The organism is Caulobacter sp. UNC279MFTsu5.1, from assembly GCF_900114015.1.
Lineage (GTDB): Bacteria > Pseudomonadota > Alphaproteobacteria > Caulobacterales > Caulobacteraceae > Caulobacter.
In genome coordinates, this window is the sequence record NZ_FORN01000005.1 from 45,646 (window position 1) to 66,907 (window position 21,262).

Below are 21,262 nucleotides of genomic sequence, written 5' to 3' on the forward strand. Positions count from 1 at the left end.
TGGGCCTGCGACGGGTTGTCTCTGCGACGATCGCCCTAAGCCGCCGGCGCGAGATCGAAACCGTTGTCGTCGAACACCTCCAGCCGGCTGGGTTTCGGCAGCGTCGGGTCGCCTCTCAGGCGGGCCAGGAGATAGGTGACGGCCAGCACCATGTCGGCGGCGTCGTAGGGCTTGGGCAGCGAGGCGATGGCCACCGTCTGGGCCGATCGGGCCCGGCTGACCTGTCCGCTTATGAACATGACCGGGATTCCCATCTCCTTGAGATGTTCGGCAAGCTCAATGCCGTCATCGCGCCCGGCCAGCCGGATATTGACCAGGGCGAGGTCCGGCTTGCACGCCATGGCGACCTCGAGCGCCTCGGCGTGACGGTCCGTGAGATCCAGGACCCGGTATCCGGCGTCCTCCAGTTCGGCTTTCAGGACCATCGCCACGAGGGCTTCGTCCTCGACGATCATCAGGGTCTTGCCGGTGTCGCCGTCTCGCCATGCGGTCATGATCATTCCCTGCCTATCGACCGCCCGCGGCGCTGGAGGCGGCGAGTCGTTCGCTTGCCGTCTCCGGCAGGTCCCGCACGAGGGCGACCTGGGTGTGCCGAATGGAAACCTGGGTTCCTGGATGCTGCGGCGTGGTGTCGACGGAGGCGTTCAACTGCCGGGCCAGGGCCTGGACGATGCTCGTGCCCAGGCCTGTTCGCGGCGGCGCGGCCATCGGCATGCCGACGCCGTCGTCGCGCAGAGGATCCAGTTGGGGCCATGGAAATTATAGTCGATGGTGATCTTCCCGGGCCGGCCATCGGGAAAGGCGTGCTTGAGCGCATTGATCACCAGCTCGGTGACGATCAGGCCCAGGCTTACCGCGACCCTGGCTTCCACGACGCCTTGGCCGCCCTCCACTGTCAGCGAGACATGGGCCTGGTCGCCGATCATCGAGGCGCGGATGATCTCGCAAAGCTTGGCGAAATAGGCATGGATATCGATGGCGCCATCCTGCGAGCTGGACAGCAGGCGCTCCAGGGCGGCCACGGACATCACGCGATGGTGCGCGTCCCTGAGGTGACCGCGCGTCTCGTCCGATTCGGTCGTGCGCGCGTTCTGCAGCAGGACGCTGGCGATGATCTGCAGGCTGTTGGCGACCCGGTGGCGCACCTCCCGCAACAGCACGCCGCTTTCGCGCAGGGCGTTTTCCTGCAGCGCCGCGTCGGCGCGCGCGTCCGTCACGTCGGACATCGCCAACAGCAGGCGTGTCTGTTCAAGGTCCAGATAGTCCAGTCGCCTGGCCTGGACGACCAGGTGGCGAACCGGTCGACGGGAGGGTTTCAGATAGATGTCGCAGGCGTCCAGGCTCCCTTCGCCGGCGATGGTCGCGGTCATCAGGGACCGGAGGGCGGGACTGTCCCAGTCGCCGGCGTCCAGCGCGTACAGCGGCTGGCCCGCGAGCTCGCCCGGACGGGCGTCGAAGAGGTCGCAGAACGAGGTGCTGGCCGTGATGATCGTCAGTTGGTCGTCCAGGAGCAGCAACGGCGCGGGCGAGGAGGCCACGACGGCCAAGGTCAGGCTCAGGGCGACATCTTCGGGGCTGGGTTTCGGAACGGGCATGGTCGGCTTTCGGAAGACCGGAGGCTCGCGGAGCGAAAGCCAGAAGCCGGGAAATCGCGAAAGTCAGATGGGGCCGCACAAGGTGACTCGCTTCATCCCCTAACGGCTGGGAAGCCGGGAAGTTGCGTCGGCGCGTTCGATACGACTCACGGTGGAGGGCGCGGTCCGTCCGGCTGAATCGAAAGCCGGGCATGGCGTCCGTCCGCGGTCGGACATCCGGCGGCGTCGACGACCTGCAAACGGAAAAAAGGGCGGCGGATCGCTCCGCCGCCCTCGCGGGGTTCGCCTGTGAGGCGGCGTCCTAGAACGACTTGGTCAGGCTGACGCCGTAGAGGCGCGGCTCCAGCGTGATCAGGTTGGTGAACAGGCCCGAGCTGTCGTCGGTGGTGTAGGCGTCGGTGATCGGGGTGTCGTTGCCCAGGTTCTTGACGTAGGCGTCGATCTCCAGGCCCCATTCCGGCTTTTCGACCTTCAGGGTGATGTTGGCGTTGTCCCACGACTTCAGCTGGTCGTAGACGGTGTTGTAGACGCGCGTGTACTGCTTGCTCTGGCGGTAGTAGTCGCCGCGCAGGGTGGCCGACCAGCCGCCGGCGAAGTCCCAGGTGTACTGGGCGCCGACCGAGGCGGTCCAGTGCGGCGAGTTGGGCAGCTGATTGCCCGACAGGTCAGCCGCCTTGCCCTCGATCGTGTAGCCCGCGCCGTAGTTGTAGAGACCCGTGCCGAAGGCCAGGCCCTGGGCCTGGGCCAGGCTGGCGCCGCGGCTTTGCAGGAAGGCCTGGTAGACGGCGGGGCCGCCGCAGGCGAACGGCAGGCTCGCCCCCTGGCCCAGGGCGATGATCGTGGCCACGCCGGCGGTGGTCAGCACGCAGTTGGAGCCGACCGCCACGTTGGGCAGGCTGGGACCCGCCTTGACCACGGTGTAGGCCGGGTTGCTCTGGGTGCGGTTCATGGTGTCGATCGACGACACGCCGCTGCCGATCTTGGTGTGCAGGTAACCGAGGTTGGCGTTGAGCTTCAGGTTGCGGACCGGCGACCAGACCGATTCCAGCTCCAGGCCGTAGACCGTGGCGTTGACGTTCTCGTTGACCGAGGTGCGGTTGACGATCTTGGAGATCTGGTAGCCCTGGTAATCGTAGTAGAAGCCGGTGGCGTTCAGCATCAGGCTGCCGCCGGCCAGGGTGTTCTTCGAGCCCAGTTCGAAGGCGTTGACGAATTCGGGGTCGAACTGCGGCTTGACGCTGGCCGAGCCGGTCGCCGCCGGCGGGTTCGAACCGCCGCCCTTGTAGCCCTTGGAATAGAAGGCGTAGAGCAGGTTGTCGTCGGTCAGCTTGTAGTCGAAGCCGAAGCGGCCGGTCAGCTCGTTGAAGACCGACTTCTCCTGCGGGGTGGTGGTGCTCTGCTTCAGGCCGATGCCCGGCGACAGCAGCACGGTGTCGTAGACGTCCAGGCGCTTGTCGTCGTGGGTGCGGCGCAGGCCCAGGGTGAACTTCAGCTTCTCGTTGGCCTGCCAGTACAGTTCGCCGAACAGGGCGTTCGACTTCAGGTGATAGGGCGAGCGGTTGTCATAATAGTTGTGGCCGCTGCCATCCGGCGTGGCGTTGGTGTCGATGCCGATGCAGCTGGTCGGCAGGGCCACCGGGTTGCAGTTGGGGTTGCCGGTGTTCTGGAAGTTCAGAGCCAGGGCCGACAGGGTCAGCGAGTTGCCGATCACGTAATAGTCGGTGACGGTCTTGTAGTCGAAATAGATGCCGCCGAAGTTGAAGTTCAGCGGGCCGTCGAAGTTCGACTGCAGCCGGACTTCCTGGCTCCACTGCTTGGAGGTGCCGGCCGAGATGTCCAGGGTGGTGAACAGATTGGTCCGGCCGACCTGCGGGTCGGTGAAGAAGCCGCCGGGCGTGAAGGGCGTGTTGTTGAACGGAACCGTCGAGACGTTCCGGTTGTAGTCCAGCTTGGTGTAGACCGAGCCCTTGCTGTACGAGGTCATGGCCGTGAAGGTCAGGTCCTCGGTCAGGTCGTAGGCCAGGTTGAACTGGTAGATGTTCGATTTCGACCGGTAGATCGGATCGAACAGCGACTCGATCTCACGCAGGTTGCGGCTGGCGGTGTCGCCGGCGTTGGCGTCGCCGCTGGTGAAGCCCACCAGATTGCCCAGCTCGCCGGTCAGGGTGCCCGAGGTGTTGACCGTGCCGTAGGCGCTGTCGCCGTACAGCGAGGCGGGCAGGCAGCCCTGGCTGAGGAACGCGCGGGCCGCGCCGGTGGGCACGCCGCCCACCGTGGCCGGGCCGTTGTCCTTGGTGCACAGCTGCTTGCCGACGCGGGCGCGGCTGTCGTCCTCGTTGAAGTGCTCCCACATGAAGTTGGTGCGCAGGTTGTCGACGGGATTGAACATCACCGAGACGCGGGTCGAATACAGGTCGCGGTCGTCGACCTTGTGGTTGTTGTAGGTGTTGGTGACGAAGCCGTCGCGCTTGAGGTAGTTGCCCGCCACGCGGACGGCCAGCTTGTCGCCCATGATCGGCAGGTTGATCATGCCGCGCAGCTTCTGGGTGCTGTAGTTGCCCACCTCGCCGGTGATCTCGGCCTCGAAGGTGTCGACCGGCTTGGCGGTGATGATGTTGACCACGCCGCCGGTGGCGTTGCGGCCGTACAGCGTGCCCTGCGGGCCGCGCAGCACCTCCACGCGCTCCACGTCGAAGAACTCGGCGTCGAACAGGTTGCCCGACTGCAGCGGGGCGTTGTTCTCGTGGACGCCGACGCCGCCGTCGGTCGAGACGCCGACGGCCTTGTTGCCGATGCCGCGGATCGCGAAGTTGAAGGTGTTGGTGAAGTTGCTCTTGGCGAAGGTGACGTTCGGGATGGCCTGCTGCAGGTTCGGGCCGCCGTCGATCTTCTGGGCCTTGAGGCTGTCCTGGCTGAAGGCCGACACCGCGATCGGCACGTCCTGCAGGGCCTCTTCCTTCTTCTGGGCGGTGACGACCAGCTCCTCGAGCACGTTGCCGCCGCCTTGCTGGGGCGCGGACGTGGTCTGGGCGAAGGCGGGGGCGGCGACGGCGGCCAGCACGGCGACGGACGCGCCCACGGCCAGCACGCTCCGCATACGCAGAGATTGCGACATTCTATTCCCTCCCTGGACGTCGCGGCTCCTTATGGCGGACCCTGCGGACGTCGCGTTGTTTCCTCGGCTGCCGTACTTTTCAACACCACGCGGGCGTACGGCCGACCCTCCGCAGCATTGGGCGATTGCATACTTGGGGCCTGGGGCTGTCAACCGGCCAAGGTTCAAGTAATCAGTGATAGGTTACGCGTTTTCACTTTACTCAGGGTCACATTTTCCTCGACGGGACAAGGTTTCGCGGAAATTCGAAAAGACGGTCCGGCGCGTGACGTTACGTCACGCGTGATTTCAGGCCGGAAACCTTGGCGCACCGCAGCGGAACGCCCGGTTCATAGTGTCCCGTTCGCGTCGAAGGTACAGCCAAAATATCGGCGTTCGAAACGATTGTTTCGCCCCTGGTGAGCCCGCGCAACGGTCGGGCGCGGCCCGCCTGGTCCCGACCGGTCGTCAAGCCCGCGCGCCTCGTGTAGAGAGACGCCATGTCCATTTCTGAAGTTTCCCCCGCGTCCGGCGTTTCGCGGGCCGACGCCGCCCTGGTGCTGTTCTCCGGCGGCCAGGACAGCAGCGTCTGCCTGGCCTGGGCCCTGGAGCGCTACGCCCGGGTCGAGACCGTCGGCTTCGACTACGGCCAGCGCCACGCCGTCGAGATGCAGGCCCGCCAGGCCGTGCGCCATCAGATGGCCGAGCGCTTCCCGCACTGGGCCGACCGCCTGGGCGAGGACCACGTGCTGGACCTGACCGGCTTCGGCGCCGTGGCCCAGTCGGCCCTGACCGCCGACGTCGCCATCGAGATGACCGAGCGCGGCCTGCCCTCGACCTTCGTGCCCGGCCGCAACCTGGTGTTCCTGGTCTACGCCGCCGCCCTGGCCGACCGCCGGGGCCTGGGGGCGCTGGTCGGCGGCATGTGCGAGACCGACTTCTCAGGCTATCCCGACTGCCGCCGCGACACCCTGGACGCCATGCAGACGGCCCTGAACCTGGGCATGGACCGCGACTTCGCCGTCGAGACCCCGCTGATGACCCTGACCAAGGCCCAGACCTGGGCCCTGGCCAAGACCCTGGGCGGCGAGGCGCTGGTCGACCTGATCGTGGTCGAGAGCCACACCTGCTACCAGGGCGACCGCGGCGAACTGCACGCCTGGGGCCACGGCTGCGGCGAGTGCCCGGCGTGCGAGCTGCGCCAGAAGGGGTACGAGGACTGGGACGCTGGCGGGCGTTCTCCTCTTCCTTCTCCCCTTGCGGGAGAAGGTGGCGGCGAAGCCGTCGGATGAGGGGTCTCTCAAACCGATGACGCCGCACCCGATCGGTCCGTCCTACGCGGCGGACCTAGCTTTCAACCCCTCACCCGACGGTCCTTCGGATCGCCACCCTCTCCCGCAAGGGGAGAGGGGAGGGCGCTCATGACCTACGCCGTCAAGGAGATCTTCCTCACCCTGCAGGGCGAGGGCGGCCAGGCGGGCAAGGCGGCGGTGTTCTGCCGGTTCGCCGGCTGCAACCTGTGGAGCGGCCGCGAGCAGGACCGCCGCAAGGCTGTCTGCACCTTCTGCGACACCGACTTCGTCGGCACCGACGGCGAGGGCGGCGGCAAGTTCGCCACGGCCGACGCCCTGGCCGACGCGGTCGAGGCGGCCTGGACGGGCGGTCCCGACGACCGCCTGGTGGTCTGCACCGGCGGCGAGCCGCTGCTGCAGCTGGACGCCGCGGCCATCGACGCCCTGCACGCCCGGGGCTTCATGATCGCGGTGGAAAGCAACGGCACCGTCGTCGCGCCGGACGGCATCGACTGGATCTGCGTCAGCCCCAAGGCCGACGCGCCGGTCGTCCAGGTCCGGGGCCAGGAGCTGAAGCTGGTCTATCCGCAGGACAAGGCGCTTCCCGAGCGCTTCGCGAGCCTGGATTTCGAGCGTTTCTACCTGCAGCCGATGGACGGCCCGGACCGCGAGCGCAACACGCAATTGGCCATCGCCTATTGCCTTTCGCACCCACAATGGCGTTTAAGCGTCCAGACGCACAAATATCTCGGCCTGCCCTGACGGATAAGGCGCTCGACCTGGTGACAGGGTCGAGCCGCTAGAGCCTCCCAGGCCTTGTCAAAAGAAGTACCCTGATGAAGCCCGTCTTCGAGATCACGAAGGCCGCGCATTTCGACGCGGCCCATTACATCGAGCAAGGTCCCGCCGACCATCGCTACCGCAAGCTGCACGGCCACTCGTTCAAGGTCGAGGCCAGCGTGCGCGGGACCATGCAGGACGCCGGCTGGGTGGCCGACCTCGACAGCCTGGACGGCGCTCTGAAGGCGGTGGCCGCCGAGCTGGACCACGGCCTGCTCAACGACCGCCCCGGCCTGGAAAGCCCGACCCTGGAGCGCATCTGCCTCTATTTCGCCGAGCGCCTGGCGCCGCAGTTCCCCGGCCTGTCGCGCGTGGTGATCTCGCGCCCGACGATCGGCGAAAGCTGCGCGCTGAGCCTGTAGGCCTCGCGGGACGCCCCCTCCGTCACGATGCGTATCCGCATCGCGCCACCTCCCCCGCCATGCGGGGGAGGAGAGTTGGACGCGCCTTCTCCTCCCCCGTGCAACGGGGGAGGTGGCGCGCGGCGCAGCCGCGTGACGGAGGGGGCGTCTGGGCGTCCGAAAAACACCGGTCTTCCTTCCCGCGCGGACCTGTCCTATCCCTACGCCGCCGATGACGCCGGGGAAGGCCGCCGATGCTCTACATGCTGCTGTGCTACAACAACGAGACCGAGGTCATGGGCTGGACCCAGGAACAGGACGACGCCGTCATGGGGCGGCTGTCGGTCGTCCATGACCGGCTGATCGCCGAGGGCAAGATGGGGCCGTCGGGACGCCTGACCGGCACGTCCTCGGCCAAGACCCTGGTCAAGACCGAGGCCCCCTTCGTGGTCGACGGCCCGTTCGCCGAGACCAAGGAGCAGTTCCTGGGCTTCTACGTGCTGGACGTCGCCGACATGGACGAGGCCCTGGCCGTCGCCCGCGAGCTGGGCGTGGCCAATCCCGGCGGCGCCTACGAGGTGCGGCCGATGCGGCTGTACCTGCCGGGGGCGATCGCGGCGGAGTAGGGTCCTGAAAGTCATGGCCATGCGCCACATCACCTTCGCCGCCCTCGTCAGCCTGAGCCTGGCCGCCGCGCCCGCCCTGGCCGGCGCCGAGACCTGGCGGTGCTCGGCGACCAAGGGCCCGGTGACCCACGTCCTGTCGGCGACGGTCGAGGGCGAGCGGGTGACCGGCTTCGACTATCTGGCCATGACCAAGGGCGCGTCGGACGTCACCAGCTGCAGCCTGGCGCCCGAGGGCGAGCCGGCGGCCGGCCCGGATGGGGTCACGACCTTCCCGCTGACCGACGACGACGTCGCCGTGGCCCGCAAACGCGGCGACACCATCGTCTTCGACTTCACGCAGACCCGGCTGAGCCACTATTGCGGCCAGTCCTCGACCATCGCCGCCACCCTGACGCTGAAGGCCGGCGCCAAGCGCTGCCTGGCGGTGAAGAACCAGTAGCGCCCCGCCGTCCCGAATGGCCGCGGGCCACGTCGGATGCTAGGCGAGGGCCATGAGCCGAGCCGAACACATCGCCAATCTGCCGCCTCACGTCGTGGCGGACGTGACCATGTACGCTCGGGGCGATGGGGGCTGCCAGGGCCCAGGCGCGCCGGGTGGGCTTGCCCGTGCATGACGTCGAAGGCGGAGCCCCTGGAGGGCTACACTGGGATCCCTCAGCTGGGCGTCGCGTCGCTCGCGGCCGGCGACGAGCGACGGCTTGGGTTCGTGTTCCCAGCTGACGGCGGCGCGGAAGCGATCCGCGAGGCGGGCGTCTTCTATCTCTGGGACGGCGGCTTCATCGGCGAGGCCCATGTCGTGGGCGGTGGCGCGCTTCAGCTTTCCGAAGCTTTCGAGGCGGCCCAGACCGGGCGCGGCTGCCGAGTTCCCAACGCAGGTCAGCTGGCGCGCCTGGCCGAGTTCGCCGCTCCGCGGGGCATGGTGATTTCGAACGTCGAGGTGTTCGAGCTGGGCGGCGAGTTCGAACTGCCGCGGGTGGACATCAGCATCTATGGCTGGGGGCCGGAAGAGCGCGATCTGCCCTCGGCGGCGCGCGCCGCGATCGGGAAGCGCCGCCTGGCCGAGCTGATGGAGGACCTCGCGGGGGAAACCTGCCAATTCGTGTTCCTGGCTTGGCTGGACGAGGCCTGAGGCGAGACGCCTGGAGCGCCGGCCTGATGCAGTCAGGTCGGAAAACGCTTTAGCCGTCCCGCTGCTGTTTCTTCCATTCCTTGAACTCGCGCTCTTCGCGGTCCTTCTTGCTTTCGCCGGGGATCACCGCCTTGCCGGCCCCGACCACGACCTTGCCGGTGGTTCCGACCACGGCCGCGCCCGCCCCGACCACCGCGCCGCCGGCGGCGACGGCCAGGCAGCCCTGGCTCATGGCGGCCACGGCCAGCAGGGCCAGGACGAGGGGAAGGCGACGCGGGGACATGTGACGCGACATTGGGGCAAGCTCACTGAGGTCGGGGTCTGGGTTCTAGCCCGGGCCGCGGCCAGGGTCGCCGCGTCCGATGGCCGCTGTGTGGCGCTGAGGGATCATCGATGGCCAAGTTCTCGAAAGTGGTTATCACTGCAAAGGTCATCAAAAGACATGGCGCGAGGCCGTCGAGACGGGGGTGACATGCGGGCGCTGGCTTTCATGATCGTCGTTCTGGCCTGTCTCGCCGGCTCGCCCAGCTTGGCGAGGGACGGCTGGGCGCGCGCCAATCCGCTCTATCAGCCGACAGGCCCGCGGCAGGAGCGCGCCCTGGATCGCGCGCGAGCCCTGGTGGCGCGGCGGGACTATCCAGCGGCCATCGCGGCGTTCGACGAGGTGATCGCCCTGCAGCCGCAGTTCGCCAGGGCGATCGCCGAGCGGGCCTTCGCGCGCGAGGCGGCCGGCGATCTGGCCGGGGCGACCAGCGATCACGACGCGGTCCTGCGCCTGACGCCCGATAGCGCGAACGCCTGGAGCCATGCAGGGTGGATCCGCGCCCTGCGGGGCGTGGAGCTGGATCAGGCCCTGGCCTGCAGCGACAAGGCGGTGGGACTGGAGCCGACCATCGATCCGCTGGACACGCGGGGGTTCGTCCACTTCCGGCGCGGCGAGTTCGAGCTTGCGCTCGCCGACTATGACGCGGCTTTGCGCCTCGCGCCGCGATCGGCGACCACGCTCTATATACGCGGTCTGGTGAAGCGGCGATTGGGCGACCCGACGGCCGGCGCCGCCGACATCGAGAGGGCTCTGAAGCTGGATCCGCGCATCGGCGAGGTCTGGAAACGGCGGGGCGTCGAGGCTTAGGCGGATCGACCTTCCCAAGCCGTCATCTTGGGCTCATTGAGCGACGCCGCCGAATGTCGATCCATCCCCGGTCGTTCGCGCGTCTCGCCGGCCCGCGCCGTCCGACGAGGGGCGTGTCGCGAGCCGCTCAGTACATCGCCTCCTCCACCCCCGGGTCCCCCTGGCGGCGCCAGGGGCCGGTGAAGGCGGGGTCCGGCCGGCGGCGGCGGTCGGGGCCGAAATAGCCGGCGCAGCGGATGAACGGGCGCGGGTGCTCGATCAGCAGGTTGATGCGGTGGATCACGCCGCGCGCCGTCACCGGCTTGGCCAGGAACTCGTTGACCCCGGCGTCGCGGGCCTCGGCCACCCGCCGCATTGTCGAATGGCCGGTGATCATGATCACCGGGGCGAACGGGGCGGGGCTGTCGGGCGAATTGCGCAGCAGGTTGACGAAGTCGATGCCGTCCAGCGGACCCATGGTCAGGTCGGTCATGACCAGGTCCATCTCGATTTCGCGCATCATCCGCAGCGCCTCGGCGCCGTCCACAGCCTCGTAGATCCGCCGCACGCCCAGCGCCCGCAGGATCTCGGTCAGCAGCAAGCGCATGTGCTGATTGTCGTCGACCAGCAGGATCTTCAAAAGATCGAAGCGCACAGGCCCCCGGCTCGTTCGCGATCCACGGCCTCGTTCAGCGCGCCGGTCGCCGGGGAGGTTAGGGCGCCGACGCGGGCGGTCAATCGGCAATCGTCGAAAAGCCCAATGTTTTCAGTCTTAAGTCAGATTTCGACATAGGGCGGGACGGGCTTTCGCGCGCTCCGCCTCATGTCTTCATTCTGGTCCGACCCAGACTATCCTTAACGCCGGTGGCGCTTGGTCACCTTTTGTCAACGAAAAACTTAGGAACGAGACTGGCCGTCCGAGAGTTGATGCGCCGAAGGGATATGGATTTCAAATGGTCTCCCGCGACGAACTCATCAAGCGCGAAGCTCTCGAGCTCTGGAACCAGATGCATGCCGAGCCTCCGCCCGAGGTCGGCGGTCGGGAGTTGCTTGAGATCATCTGTCGAAGCCTGCACATCCAGGACTACGACCGCGTCCGCTCGCCGTTCCTGCGCCCCACGATGATCCTGCGGCCCGAGGACTGGCCGGAGGCGCGGAAGGGGTAGGGGGAAGCGCCCTCTCTCGGGGGAGGCGCATGGGTTCACTGCAAAAGCTGTCATCCCGAACAAGCCCGGCGAAAGCCGGGCGTAGATCCGGGACCGCCGGAAGCGCATGCGTTCACGCGTCGGTCCCGGATCTTCGCGCTGCGCGCTTGTCCGGGATGACAGTCGTATTTGAGGTCTATGCGATGGCGCCGCAGCGGGTGGGTCTTATCGCCGTCCGCTCATGCCCGGAACGAACACCCCGCCGCCGGTCTGGGCGCGGTGGCGCAGGAAGGCGTCGGCCAGGACGCAGGCGGTCATGGCCTCGACCACCGGCACGCCGCGGATGCCCACGCACGGGTCGTGGCGGCCCTTGGTGCGCAGGTCGACCTCCTGGCCGGCCTCGTTGACGCTCTGGCGCAAGGTCAGGATCGACGAGGTCGGCTTGAAGGCCACGCGGGCCACCACCGGCTGGCCGGTCGACAGGCCGCCCAGCACGCCGCCGGCGTGGTTGCTGAGGAACACCGGGCCGTCGGGACCCATCCGCATCTGGTCGGCGTTGTCCTCGCCCGACAGGGCGGCGCTGGCGAAGCCCTCGCCGATCTCCACGCCCTTGGCGGCGTTGATCGACATCAGGGCCGCGGCCAGCTCGGCGTCCAGCTTGCCGTACAGCGGCGCGCCCCAGCCGGCCGGCACGCCCGCGGCCTCGACCTCGACGACGGCGCCGGTCGAGGAGCCGGCCTTGCGAACCTTCTCCAGGTGCTCTTCCCACACGGGGATGATCGCGGCGTCCGGCGACCAGTAGGGGTTCTGCTCGACCTGGTCCCAGTCCCAGTTCGCGCGGTCGATGGCGTGCGGGCCGATCTGGACCAGGGCCGCGCGCACCGTGACGCCGGGAATGACCAGCCGGGCGATGGCGCCGGCCGCCACCCGCGCGGCGGTCTCGCGCGCCGAGCTGCGCCCGCCGCCCCGATAGTCGCGCACCCCGTACTTGGCGAAATAGGGATAGTCGGCGTGGCCCGGCCGGAAGGCCTGGGCGATCTCGCCATAGTCCTTGGAGCGCTGGTCGGTGTTCTCGATCATCAGGCTGATCGGCGTGCCGGTGGTGCGCTGGCCGTCCGTGCGCTCGTCCTCGAACACCCCCGACAGGATGCGCACGGCGTCCGGCTCCTGGCGCTGGGTGACGAACTTGCCCTGGCCGGGGCGGCGCTTGTCGAGGAAGGCCTGGATCTGCTCGGCGGTGAGGGCGACGCCCGGCGGGACCCCGTCGACCACGCAGCCCAGGGCCGGGCCGTGGCTTTCGCCCCAGGTGGTGACGCGGAACAGGTGGCCGAAGGTGTTGTGCGACATGCGGGCGGTGTAGCGGAAAGCGCGGGAGGGGGCAAAGCCCGGCGGGACGTTCTTCCGCGGTGGTTCCGGGCGGCCCTCCTGGGTCAAATACACTTTATAGTAGTAGTATAGAAAAAGCACCCAAGAGTTGCTTTATATGCAACTTCAAGCTAATGTCCATAACGCAAACACCTAAAGTGGTGTTCCGGCGATTGGCCGGACAAAACAGGGAGTAAGCGAAATGACCACCGGCACAGCGAATTTCAACGGCGATTGCGGCGAGTGCACCAGCGGCTACTACACCGCCACCTCCTCCGGCGGGATGCAGCCCAACCAGTCGGCCACCGTCAACGGCAATTCCCCGCAGAACTGCGTCGTGGCCAATGACGGCGGCACGGTCTACCAGATCGAGCTCCAGTCCATCGCCGGCCTCTACAACTACCAGGTGCGCGTGGACGCCCAGGGCCCCAAGGGCATCGGCAGCGGCTCGATGTACCTGGCCTTCCAGGACCAGACCGGCGACGTCTACTATCTGAGCATCTATTCCTCGACCCGCGAATGGCACGAGGTGTCGTACAACAGCAGTCAGCCCAACATCGTGGCGATCTACTGGAGCGACTATTCGTTCACGGTGAACCAGAGCGACGCGGCCAAGGCCAAGCCCGCCTACAAGGTGCTGAGCCCGGTCGGCTAGAGCATTTTCGAGCGAAGCCGACACCGGTTCGCGTGAAGAAAATGCGCCAGACAAAGATCTAGAGCGCCGGTCTGATGCAATCAGGTCGGGAAACGCTCTAGATCGGCCCGGCCAAGGTCGGGGGCATGCCGAGGGGCGTGCTCCCGAGCCCGGAGGTGAAGACCCTCAGTCGCTTCGCGACAGCTCCCCCGGAGGGGGAGCATCCGCCGTTCAGCGAGGTCTGGCGGCCGACCGCCGGATGGCGATACCGTGGCCTTGATGATTAATCGGGCAAAGATTGCCGTGAAACCCAGCTTTTCGCGCCGCAACATGCCGCGAAACCGACCGGAAGGCGCGACGGATTGTCCGCCCCCCATTTTGAAAGCTGACGCCGGTGTCATTCTCGCCTCTCAGGCGTGATTCGGCTGTTCCGGGTCTCGCCGTCGGTTTTCGGGGAAAACCTTCATGGCAGGACCTTCGGTGGGCGAAGACGCCAGTCTCCGCCCAGAGCGCATCCTGGAGCTCAGCGAGCGCCTCAGCGCCGTGGCCGGCGAGAAGATCGGCGAGATCGCCTATGTCAACCGCTCGGCCAAGATGCTGGCGATCAACGCCCTGATCGTCGCCGCCCGGGCCGGCGAGGCGGGGCGCGGCTTCGCGATCGTCGCCGAGGAGTTCAAGACCATCTCCACCCAGATCGACACGGTGGCCGCCGCCCTGGAGAGCCAGGTGCGCGCCGACCTCGACGAGCTGACGGCGATCGGCGGGGCGATCCTGTCCCACCTGCGCGGCCAGCGCCTGGTCGACCTGGCGCTGAACGCCATCGAGATCATCGACCGCAACCTCTATGAGCGCACCTGCGACGTGCGCTGGTGGGCCACCGACAGCGCCGTGGTCGACTGCGTGGCGGCCCCCTCGCGCGAGGCCTGCGCCCACGCCAGCCAGCGGCTGAAGGTGATCCTCGACGCCTACACCGTCTATCTGGACCTGTGGATCGCCGATCCGTCGGGCCGGGTGATCGCCAGCGGCCGCCCCGATCGCTATCCGGCCGCCCGCAACGCCTCGGTGGCCGACGCCCCGTGGTTCCGCGACGCCCTGCGCACCAAGTCCGGCGATGACTTCACCGTCTGCGACATCGAGCGGGTCAAGGCCCTGAACGACGCCCCGGTCGCCACCTACGCCACGGCCATCCGCGAGGGCGGCCAGGCCAACGGCAAGGTGCTGGGCGTGCTGGGCGTGCATTTCGACTGGAAGCCCCAGGCCCAGGCGGTGGTCGACGGCGTGCGCCTGACCGACGAGGAGCGCGCCCGCTCGCGCGTGCTGCTGCTGGACCAGAACCACCGGGTGCTGGCCAGTTCGGACGGCAAGGGCGTGCTGGAGGAGACCTTCAAGCTCGACACCTCGGGCGGCGACATGGCCAGCTACGCCGACGGCGCCCGCACCATCGGCTACGCCCTGACCCCCGGCTACGAGACCTATGCCGGCCTGGGCTGGTACGGCTGCCTGGTCCAGACCGCGGAGGCGGAAAAGCCGGCCTCGACGTTTCGCCCCGGGGTGAGGGCGGCCTGAAAAACCCTCTCCCATGGGGAGAGGGAGGGGCCCAAGCGAAGCTTGGGAGGGTGAGGGGGTAAGACGTCGACCGGCGTGCCGGCAGGGCGCTCTGCGAAAACGGCGAGGGTGTAATCCCTCACCCTCCCACCGCTGCGCGGCGGGTCCCTCCCTCTCCCCCGGGAGAGGGTTTAGTTCTCCCAGAACCGGAACGCCCGATAGCCCGCGCCGATGTCGGGGCGGGAGACGCCGAACAGGTCGGTGATCGTCAGCACGACGCTGAACAGGGCGTGGTTGACCCCGGGGATGAAGAAGATCGCCAGGAACAGGCCGATGAACACCAGGCCGCCGACCTTCGTCGCCTGCTGCTGGATCGCCGGCGGCAGGTAGGGGCGGATCACGCCGAAGCCGTCCAGGCCCGGCAGGGGCAGCAGGTTCAGCACCAGGGCGAAGGCCTGCAGGAAGGCCAGGAAGGCGGCGGCGCGCGACAGCGGGCTGGTCTCGACGCCGATCGCCCGGTCGGCGCCCAGGCAGACGGCCAGGCCGATCAGCACCGCCAGGGTGCCCAGCGGCCCGGCCAGCGAGGCCAGGGCCCGGCCGCGCCGGCTGCGCATCAGGTCGTCGCGCAGATAGACCGCCCCGCCGGGAAAGCCGATCCCGCCCAGGGCCAGGGCGACCAGCGGCAGGACCAGGCTGGTGCCCAGGTCGGTGTATTTCAGCGGATCCAGGGTCAGGTAGCCCTTCTGGGCGATCGTGTGGTCGCCGGCCTTGTAGGCCACGACGGCGTGGGCGAACTCGTGGACCACCACGCTGAGGATCCAGCCCGTCACCACGAAGGCGAAGGTCAGCACGCCGGGCGGCCGCTCCATCCGCGCCAGGGCGAAGGTCAGGGCGGCGAACACCGCGACCAGGATCAGGGCGTTGGCGCTGATCGGGGCGGGCTTGGACGGACGGATGTCGGTGACGGTCATCACTCCTTATAACCATCTCTCTTCACCCGCGCAGCGGGGGAGGAGGATGCGGCGCCGATAGGCGACGTGACGGAGGGGGCGTCCCTCGACGTTAATCCACCCCCGCCAGCACCGCCCGGATGGTCTCCACCACCTGGTCCACCTGGCCCCGCTCGATGATCAGCGGCGGGGACAGGGCGATGATGTCGCCGGTCACCCGGATCAGCAGGCCCCGGTCGAAGGCGGTCTCGAACGCCGCCATCGCCCGGGCGGTCGGCGCGCCGGGGCGCGGCTCCAGCTCGACGCCGGCGATCAGGCCGAAGTCGCGGATGTCGACCACGTGGCGGGCGTCCTTCAGCGAATGGACCGCCGCCCGCCAGTAGGGCTCCATGTCCAGGGCCCGGGCGAACAGGCCCTCCTCCTGGTAGAGTTCCAGCGCCGCCAGGCCCGCCGCGCAGGCCAGGGGATGGGCCGAATAGGTATAGCCGTGGAACAGCTCGATCGGCGCGTCGGCCCCGTCCATCATCGCCTGGTAGATGGCCTCGGACGCGGCCACCGCCCCGGCCGGGACGGCGGCGTTGGTCAGGCCCTTGGCCATGCAGATCATGTCCGGGACCACCCCGAACCGCTCGGCCGCGAAGGCCGCGCCGACGCGGCCGAAGCCCGTGATCACCTCGTCGAAGATCAGCAGGATGTCGTGCCTGTCGCAGATGGCCCGCAGGCGCTGCAGATAGCCCTCGGGCGGCACCAGCACGCCGGTCGAGCCGGCCACCGGCTCGACGATCACCGCGGCGATGTTGCTGGCGTCGTGCAGGGCGACGATGGCCTCCAGGGCGTCGGCCAGCTCGGCCCCGTTCTTGGGCTGGCCCTGGCTGAACAGGTTGCCGGCCACGCCGTGGGTGTGGGGCAGGTGGTCGACGCCGGTCAGCAGGCCGCCGAAATACATCCGGTTCTTGGGGATGCCGCCCACCGAGATGCCGCCGAAGCCGACGCCGTGATAGCCGCGCTCGCGGCCGATCAGCCGGGTCTTGGTCCCCTTGCCGCGGGCCCGGTGGTAGGCCAGGGCGATCTTCAGGGCGGTGTCGACCGACTCCGAGCCCGAGCCCGTGAAGAAGATGCGGTCCAGGCCCGGCGAGGTGATCTGGGCGATGCGGCTGGCGAAGGCGAAGGCCGCCGGATGGCCCATGTTGAAGCTGGGGGCGTAGTCCATCTCGCCGGCCTGGCGGCGGATCGCCTCGACGATCTTCGAACGGTTATGGCCGGCGTTGACGCACCACAGGCCCGAGGTGGCGTCCAGAACCTGGCGGCCGTCGGGGGTGGCGTAGTGCATGCCCTCGGCGCGGGCCAGCATCCGGGGATGGGCCTTGAAGCGCCGGTTGGGGGTGAACGGCATCCAGAAGGCGTCGAGGTCGTTGGCGCCGAAATCGGGCATGGGGGATCTCCGGAAGGCCTTGCATTGTGATCGCAATTGGAGGTCTCTTGTCCACCCCTACCGGAAGAGGAGGCGCGGATGAGTGAAGCAAAGTCCCGCAAACCCCTCGCCGACAGCCTGGCCGTCCACGACCAGGTCTACGAGGCCATCCGCCAGGCCCTGATCACCGGCCGCATCGCGCCCGGCGTCGGGGTCAGCTTGCGCAGCCTGGCGGCCGAGCTGGGAGTGTCGCCGATGCCGGTGCGCGACGCCGTGCGGCGATTGGTGGCCGAACGGGCCCTGGCGATCAATCCGGCCAACAAGCGGCTCAGCGTGCCGTCCCTGACCGCCGACCGCCTGGACCAGCTGTCCCAGGCCCGGCTTTGGATCGAGCCGGAGCTGGCCGCACGCGCCGCGCCCCACGCCGACGCCGCCCTGCTGAAACGCCTGCGCGAACTGGACGCGGCCGTCGACGACGCCCTGAAGCTGGGCGACGTCGACGCCTACATGACCGCCAACCACGACTTCCACTTCGCCCTCTACGAGCGGGCCGGGGCCGAGGTGCTGCTGGCCATGGCCGGCGGGCTGTGGCTGCAGATCGGGCCGTTCATGCGGGTGGTGTTCGGCCGGGTCGGCGCCGACGGCCTGGTCGCCGACCGCCACGCCGAGGCCATGCAGGCGCTGAAGGCCCACGACGCCGAGGGCGCGCGGCGGGCGATCGCCGCGGACCTGTCGGAGGGCATGGACAAGATGCGCGTGGCGGTGGAGGCGGGACGGTGAGCGGCTTCTCCTCACCCGCGAAGCGGGGGAGGTGGCGCGATGCGGATACGCATCGTGACGGAGGGGGCGTCGTGCGCGGGCGGACGCCCCCTCCGTCACGCCGCTGCGCGACGCGCCACCTCCCCCGTTGCACGGGGGAGGGGAAACGGCGCCCAACGGTCAGGCGCCGCCTCTTCGGGTCCCGGCCCGACCTTGACAGCCGGCCTTTCACCGCAAACTGTGATCACAATTTACAGCGAGACCCCGCGTGACCGCCGCCCGTCCGATCGACGCCCTCAAGACCCTGGCCCTGCCCGGCCGGGCGGTGATCGACGGCGCGCTGGTCGAGGCCGCCTCGGGCATGACGTTCCACAACGTCTCGCCGCGCGACGGCACGGTGCTGAACCAGGTCGCCGCCTGCCAGGCCGAGGACGTCGACCGCGCTGTCGCCAGCGCCCGCGCCGCCTTCGAGGACGGCCGCTGGCGCGACCAGGGCCCGCGCGCCAAGAAGGCGGTGCTGTTTCGGCTGGCCGAGCTGATGCAGCGCGACGCCGAGGAACTGGCCCTGCTGGAGAGCGTCGACACCGGCAAGCCGATCCGCGACGCCCGGGCCGTCGACGTGCCGCTGGCGATCGGCACCACCCGCTGGTACGCCGAGGCGCTGGACAAGATCTACGGCGAGGTCGGGGCCTCGCCGATCGACCGGTTGAGCTGGGCCGTGCACGAGCCCCTGGGCGTGATCGGGGCCATCGTGCCGTGGAACTTCCCGCTGCACATGGCGATGTGGAAGGTGGCCCCGGCCCTGGCCATGGGCAATTCCGTGGTCCTCAAGCCCGCCGAGCAGTCGCCGCTGACCGCCCTGAAGCTGGGCGAGCTGGCCCTGGAGGCGGGCCTGCCGCCGGGCGTGCTGAACGTCGTTCCCGGCCTGGGCGGCACAGCCGGCGAGGCCCTGGCCCTGTCGATGGACGTCGACATGATCGCCTTCACCGGCTCGGGCCCGGTCGGCCGGCGGCTGATGGAGTATTCGGCGCGGTCCAATCTCAAGCGCGTGTCGCTGGAGCTGGGCGGCAAGTCGCCCCAGATCGTGTTCGCCGACTGCCAGCACCTGGACGCCGCCGCGCAGGCCGCCGCCTGGGGGGTGTTCTATAACCAGGGCGAGGTCTGCACCGCCGCCTCGCGCCTGCTGGTGCAGGACTCGATCAAGGACGCCTTCGTCGAGAAGGTGATCGCCGTGGCCCGGACCATGGTCCCCGGCGACCCGCTGGATCCGGAGACCAGCTTCGGGGCCATGGTCAGCGAGCGGCAGATGAACACCGCCCTGGACTACATCGCCACCGCCGACAGCCAGGGCGCGCGCCGGCTCCTGGGCGGCCGGCGGGTGCGCCAGGAGAGCGGGGGCTTCTATGTCGAGCCCACCATCTTCGACCGGCTGGAGCCCGACCACACCCTGGCCCGCGAGGAGGTGTTCGGCCCGGTGCTGGGGGTGCAGACCTTCAGGGAGCCGGACGAGGCGATCGGCCTGGCCAACGACACCGTCTACGGCCTGGCCGCCGGCCTGTGGACCTCGGACATCGACCGCGCCCTGACCTCGGCCCGGCGGCTGAAGGCGGGCCTGGTCTGGATCAACGGCTGGGACGCCTGCGATATCACCATGCCGTTCGGGGGCTTCAAGCAGTCGGGCTTCGGCCGCGACCGCAGCCTTCACGCGTTGCACAAGTACGCCGACCTGAAGTCGGTGTCCGTGACGCTGAGGTGATGCCATGACGCTGGAACTTGTCGAAACCGCCGCCTTCATCGACGGCCTGTGGATCGAGAGCGAGACCACCTTCGCGGTGCTGAACCCGGCCGACGGGGCGGTGATCGCCGAGGTGGCCGACCTGGGCGCGTCGGAGACCAAGGTCGCCATCGAGGCCGCCCACCGCGCCTTCCCGGGCTGGGCCGCCAAGACCGCCAAGGCGCGCGGGGCGATCCTGCGCAAATGGTCCGACCTGATGCTGGTCCACGCCGAGGCCCTGGCCCGGCTGATGACCGCCGAGCAGGGCAAGCCGCTGGCCGAGTCGCGGGGCGAGGTGGCCTACGGCGCGGCGTTCATCGACTGGTTCGCCGACGAGGCCAAGCGGGCCTACGGCCACACCATCCCGACCCCGATGCCGGGCAAGCGGCTGGTGTCGATCAAACAGCCGGTCGGGGTCTGCGCGGCCATCGCGCCGTGGAACTTCCCGATCGCCATGATCACCCGCAAGGTCGGCCCGGCCCTGGCCGCGGGCTGCACCGTGGTGGTCAAGCCGGCGGCCGAGACCCCGCTGTGCGCCCTGGCCATCGCCCGGCTGGCGGTCGAGGCGGGCGTGCCGGCCGGCGTGCTGAACGTGGTCACCGGCAAGGACAGCGCCGGCATCGGCAAGGCCCTGTGCGACGACGCCCGCGTGCGCAAGTTGTCGTTCACCGGCTCGACCCCGGTGGGCAAGACGCTCTACGCCCAGTGCGCGGGCACCATGAAGAAGCTGTCGCTGGAGCTGGGCGGCAACGCGCCGTTCATCGTCTTCGACGACGCCGACCTGGAGGCCGCCGTCGATGGGGCGATCGCCAGCAAGTACCGCAACACCGGCCAGACCTGCGTCTGCGCCAACCGCCTGCTGGTGCAGGCGGGCATCCACGACGCCTTCGTGGCCCGGCTGACGCAGAAGGTCGCGGCGATGAAGGTCGGGCCTGGGACCGGCGAGGGCGTGACCATCGGCCCGCTGATCAACGACAAGGCCATCGCCAAGGTCGAGACCCTGGTGCGCGAAGCCGTGGAGCAGGGCGCCAAGGTCACGGTCGGCGGCGACCGCCATGAGCTGGGCGGCCTGTTCTGGCGGCCCACGGTGCTGACCGGCGCGACGCCCGACATGCGCCTGTTCCAGGAGGAGATCTTCGGCCCGGTCGCCCCGATCGTGAAGTTCGAGACCGAGGCCGACGCCATCGACCTGGCCAACGCCACGCCGTTCGGCCTGGCCTCCTACTTCTACAGCCGCGACGTCGCCCGCTGCTGGCGGGTGGCCGAGGCCATCGAGGCGGGGATGGTCGGGATCAACGAGGGCATCATCTCCACCGAGGTGGCGCCGTTCGGCGGGGTCAAGGACTCCGGCCTGGGCCGCGAGGGGTCTTCCGAGGGCTTGGACGAGTATCTGGAGACCAAGTACCTGTGCTTTGGCGGGGTGGGATGACCAACGGTTCCCGCTCCACCCTAACCCCCGTCATCCTCGGACTTGTTCCGAGGACCCCTCGCGCCGCCGCGCTGTCGTATGGTGGTGAGGGCGCGATCTCACCGCTTCACGGATCTTTGTTCTTCTCGGTTGAAGCAGGGGTCCTCGGAACAAGTCCGAGGATGACGGCTGGTAGGGGAGCGGGTCATTTCAACCCCTGTCATCCCGGACAAGCGCGCAGCG

At 68.8% G+C, this 21,262-nt stretch carries 21 protein-coding genes; 13 read left to right on the forward strand and 8 right to left on the reverse strand.

Translation table 11 applies throughout. The features are described from left to right. Positions 1-35 precede the first annotated feature (35 nt). The 3 genes from BM066_RS03900 to BM066_RS03910 all read right to left on the reverse strand — a co-directional run bounded on the left by BM066_RS03900 (position 36) and on the right by BM066_RS03910 (position 4,710). Positions 36-494 (reverse strand): response regulator, encoded by a 459-nt coding sequence (locus BM066_RS03900; RefSeq protein ID WP_177218371.1) that lies wholly within the window; start codon positions 492-494, stop codon positions 36-38. Positions 495-644: 150 nt separating this feature from the next. Then, positions 645-1,595: a sensor histidine kinase gene (locus tag BM066_RS03905; RefSeq protein ID WP_255367465.1), complete on the reverse strand. Its 951-nt coding sequence runs from the start codon at positions 1,593-1,595 to the stop codon at positions 645-647. 301 nt (positions 1,596-1,896) lie between these two features. Beyond that, complete coding sequence (locus BM066_RS03910) at positions 1,897-4,710, reverse strand: TonB-dependent receptor (protein WP_026176553.1); 2,814 nt, start codon at positions 4,708-4,710, stop codon at positions 1,897-1,899. A 479-nt stretch (positions 4,711-5,189) separates the two neighbouring features. Between BM066_RS03910 and queC the strand changes: the two genes are divergently transcribed. The 6 genes from queC to BM066_RS03940 all read left to right on the forward strand — a co-directional run bounded on the left by queC (position 5,190) and on the right by BM066_RS03940 (position 8,917). Next, positions 5,190-5,981: a 7-cyano-7-deazaguanine synthase QueC gene (queC, locus tag BM066_RS03915; RefSeq protein ID WP_026176552.1), complete on the forward strand. Its 792-nt coding sequence runs from the start codon at positions 5,190-5,192 to the stop codon at positions 5,979-5,981. A 129-nt stretch (positions 5,982-6,110) separates the two neighbouring features. Then, on the forward strand, positions 6,111-6,743 hold the full coding sequence (gene queE / locus BM066_RS03920) for a 7-carboxy-7-deazaguanine synthase (protein ID WP_018062101.1): 633 nt from the start codon (positions 6,111-6,113) through the stop codon (positions 6,741-6,743). A gap of 74 nt (positions 6,744-6,817) precedes the next feature. Continuing rightward, complete coding sequence (locus BM066_RS03925; RefSeq protein ID WP_018062100.1) at positions 6,818-7,183, forward strand: 6-pyruvoyl trahydropterin synthase family protein; 366 nt, start codon at positions 6,818-6,820, stop codon at positions 7,181-7,183. Between the two features lie 233 nt (positions 7,184-7,416). Next, positions 7,417-7,788, forward strand: a complete 372-nt coding sequence (locus tag BM066_RS03930; RefSeq protein WP_018062099.1) for a YciI family protein — start codon at positions 7,417-7,419, stop codon at positions 7,786-7,788. 19 nt (positions 7,789-7,807) lie between these two features. Next, positions 7,808-8,227 carry a hypothetical protein gene (locus BM066_RS03935; protein ID WP_143093641.1) on the forward strand — a complete coding sequence of 140 codons (420 nt, stop codon included), beginning with the start codon at positions 7,808-7,810 and terminating at the stop codon, positions 8,225-8,227. Between the two features lie 171 nt (positions 8,228-8,398). Continuing rightward, positions 8,399-8,917, forward strand: coding sequence for a hypothetical protein (locus tag BM066_RS03940; protein WP_018062097.1), 519 nt, complete (start codon positions 8,399-8,401; stop codon positions 8,915-8,917). Positions 8,918-8,966: 49 nt separating this feature from the next. Here the strand turns inward: BM066_RS03940 and BM066_RS03945 are convergent, their stop codons facing one another. Beyond that, on the reverse strand, positions 8,967-9,200 hold the full coding sequence (locus BM066_RS03945; RefSeq protein WP_018061243.1) for a hypothetical protein: 234 nt from the start codon (positions 9,198-9,200) through the stop codon (positions 8,967-8,969). Between the two features lie 189 nt (positions 9,201-9,389). Between BM066_RS03945 and BM066_RS03950 the strand changes: the two genes are divergently transcribed. Then, entirely contained in the window at positions 9,390-10,049 is a 660-nt protein-coding gene (locus BM066_RS03950) for a tetratricopeptide repeat protein (protein ID WP_018061242.1), read from the forward strand. 127 nt (positions 10,050-10,176) lie between these two features. Here the strand turns inward: BM066_RS03950 and BM066_RS03955 are convergent, their stop codons facing one another. Next, the gene (locus tag BM066_RS03955; RefSeq protein ID WP_026176415.1) at positions 10,177-10,683 is read right to left on the reverse strand and encodes a response regulator; all 507 of its coding nucleotides are present in this window, start codon (positions 10,681-10,683) and stop codon (positions 10,177-10,179) included. 298 nt (positions 10,684-10,981) lie between these two features. Here BM066_RS03955 and BM066_RS03960 point away from each other — a divergent pair, with 298 nt between their 5' ends. Beyond that, a complete protein-coding gene (locus tag BM066_RS03960) occupies positions 10,982-11,194 on the forward strand; it encodes a hypothetical protein (RefSeq protein ID WP_018061239.1) in 213 nt (70 codons plus the stop codon). A 204-nt stretch (positions 11,195-11,398) separates the two neighbouring features. Here the strand turns inward: BM066_RS03960 and aroC are convergent, their stop codons facing one another. After that, on the reverse strand, positions 11,399-12,520 hold the full coding sequence (gene aroC / locus BM066_RS03965) for a chorismate synthase (protein WP_018061238.1): 1,122 nt from the start codon (positions 12,518-12,520) through the stop codon (positions 11,399-11,401). 220 nt (positions 12,521-12,740) lie between these two features. Between aroC and BM066_RS03970 the strand changes: the two genes are divergently transcribed. Further along, the gene (locus tag BM066_RS03970) at positions 12,741-13,193 is read left to right on the forward strand and encodes a hypothetical protein (protein WP_089924485.1); all 453 of its coding nucleotides are present in this window, start codon (positions 12,741-12,743) and stop codon (positions 13,191-13,193) included. Positions 13,194-13,637: 444 nt separating this feature from the next. Beyond that, entirely contained in the window at positions 13,638-14,738 is a 1,101-nt protein-coding gene (locus BM066_RS03975; RefSeq protein ID WP_049801087.1) for a methyl-accepting chemotaxis protein, read from the forward strand. Between the two features lie 170 nt (positions 14,739-14,908). Here the strand turns inward: BM066_RS03975 and BM066_RS03980 are convergent, their stop codons facing one another. Then, positions 14,909-15,688 (reverse strand): site-2 protease family protein, encoded by a 780-nt coding sequence (locus BM066_RS03980; RefSeq protein WP_026176530.1) that lies wholly within the window; start codon positions 15,686-15,688, stop codon positions 14,909-14,911. 91 nt (positions 15,689-15,779) lie between these two features. After that, the gene (locus BM066_RS03985; RefSeq protein WP_018061950.1) at positions 15,780-17,099 is read right to left on the reverse strand and encodes an omega-aminotransferase AptA; all 1,320 of its coding nucleotides are present in this window, start codon (positions 17,097-17,099) and stop codon (positions 15,780-15,782) included. 78 nt (positions 17,100-17,177) lie between these two features. Between BM066_RS03985 and BM066_RS03990 the strand changes: the two genes are divergently transcribed. The 3 genes from BM066_RS03990 (at position 17,178) to BM066_RS04000 (ending at position 21,040) form a co-directional block, all read left to right on the forward strand. Then, complete coding sequence (locus BM066_RS03990; protein ID WP_018061949.1) at positions 17,178-17,858, forward strand: GntR family transcriptional regulator; 681 nt, start codon at positions 17,178-17,180, stop codon at positions 17,856-17,858. A gap of 247 nt (positions 17,859-18,105) precedes the next feature. Then, a complete protein-coding gene (locus BM066_RS03995; protein ID WP_018061948.1) occupies positions 18,106-19,593 on the forward strand; it encodes an aldehyde dehydrogenase in 1,488 nt (495 codons plus the stop codon). 4 nt (positions 19,594-19,597) lie between these two features. Continuing rightward, entirely contained in the window at positions 19,598-21,040 is a 1,443-nt protein-coding gene (locus BM066_RS04000; RefSeq protein WP_018061947.1) for an NAD-dependent succinate-semialdehyde dehydrogenase, read from the forward strand. Positions 21,041-21,262 lie beyond the last annotated feature (222 nt).

Bases quoted from the DNA above. Each gene is read 5' to 3' on its own strand.
- BM066_RS03900 (WP_177218371.1), bottom strand. From the start codon at position 494: ATGACCGCATGGCGAGACGGCGACACCGGCAAGACCCTGATGATCGTC.
- BM066_RS03905 (WP_255367465.1), bottom strand. From the start codon at position 1,595: ATGCCCGTTCCGAAACCCAGCCCCGAAGATGTCGCCCTGAGCCTGACC.
- BM066_RS03910 (WP_026176553.1), bottom strand. From the start codon at position 4,710: ATGTCGCAATCTCTGCGTATGCGGAGCGTGCTGGCCGTGGGCGCGTCC.
- queC (WP_026176552.1), top strand. From the start codon at position 5,190: ATGTCCATTTCTGAAGTTTCCCCCGCGTCCGGCGTTTCGCGGGCCGAC.
- queE (WP_018062101.1), top strand. From the start codon at position 6,111: ATGACCTACGCCGTCAAGGAGATCTTCCTCACCCTGCAGGGCGAGGGC.
- BM066_RS03925 (WP_018062100.1), top strand. From the start codon at position 6,818: ATGAAGCCCGTCTTCGAGATCACGAAGGCCGCGCATTTCGACGCGGCC.
- BM066_RS03930 (WP_018062099.1), top strand. From the start codon at position 7,417: ATGCTCTACATGCTGCTGTGCTACAACAACGAGACCGAGGTCATGGGC.
- BM066_RS03935 (WP_143093641.1), top strand. From the start codon at position 7,808: ATGCGCCACATCACCTTCGCCGCCCTCGTCAGCCTGAGCCTGGCCGCC.
- BM066_RS03940 (WP_018062097.1), top strand. From the start codon at position 8,399: ATGACGTCGAAGGCGGAGCCCCTGGAGGGCTACACTGGGATCCCTCAG.
- BM066_RS03945 (WP_018061243.1), bottom strand. From the start codon at position 9,200: ATGTCCCCGCGTCGCCTTCCCCTCGTCCTGGCCCTGCTGGCCGTGGCC.
- BM066_RS03950 (WP_018061242.1), top strand. From the start codon at position 9,390: ATGCGGGCGCTGGCTTTCATGATCGTCGTTCTGGCCTGTCTCGCCGGC.
- BM066_RS03960 (WP_018061239.1), top strand. From the start codon at position 10,982: ATGGTCTCCCGCGACGAACTCATCAAGCGCGAAGCTCTCGAGCTCTGG.
- aroC (WP_018061238.1), bottom strand. From the start codon at position 12,520: ATGTCGCACAACACCTTCGGCCACCTGTTCCGCGTCACCACCTGGGGC.
- BM066_RS03970 (WP_089924485.1), top strand. From the start codon at position 12,741: ATGACCACCGGCACAGCGAATTTCAACGGCGATTGCGGCGAGTGCACC.
- BM066_RS03975 (WP_049801087.1), top strand. From the start codon at position 13,638: ATGGCAGGACCTTCGGTGGGCGAAGACGCCAGTCTCCGCCCAGAGCGC.
- BM066_RS03980 (WP_026176530.1), bottom strand. From the start codon at position 15,688: ATGACCGTCACCGACATCCGTCCGTCCAAGCCCGCCCCGATCAGCGCC.
- BM066_RS03985 (WP_018061950.1), bottom strand. From the start codon at position 17,099: ATGCCCGATTTCGGCGCCAACGACCTCGACGCCTTCTGGATGCCGTTC.
- BM066_RS03990 (WP_018061949.1), top strand. From the start codon at position 17,178: ATGAGTGAAGCAAAGTCCCGCAAACCCCTCGCCGACAGCCTGGCCGTC.
- BM066_RS04000 (WP_018061947.1), top strand. From the start codon at position 19,598: ATGACGCTGGAACTTGTCGAAACCGCCGCCTTCATCGACGGCCTGTGG.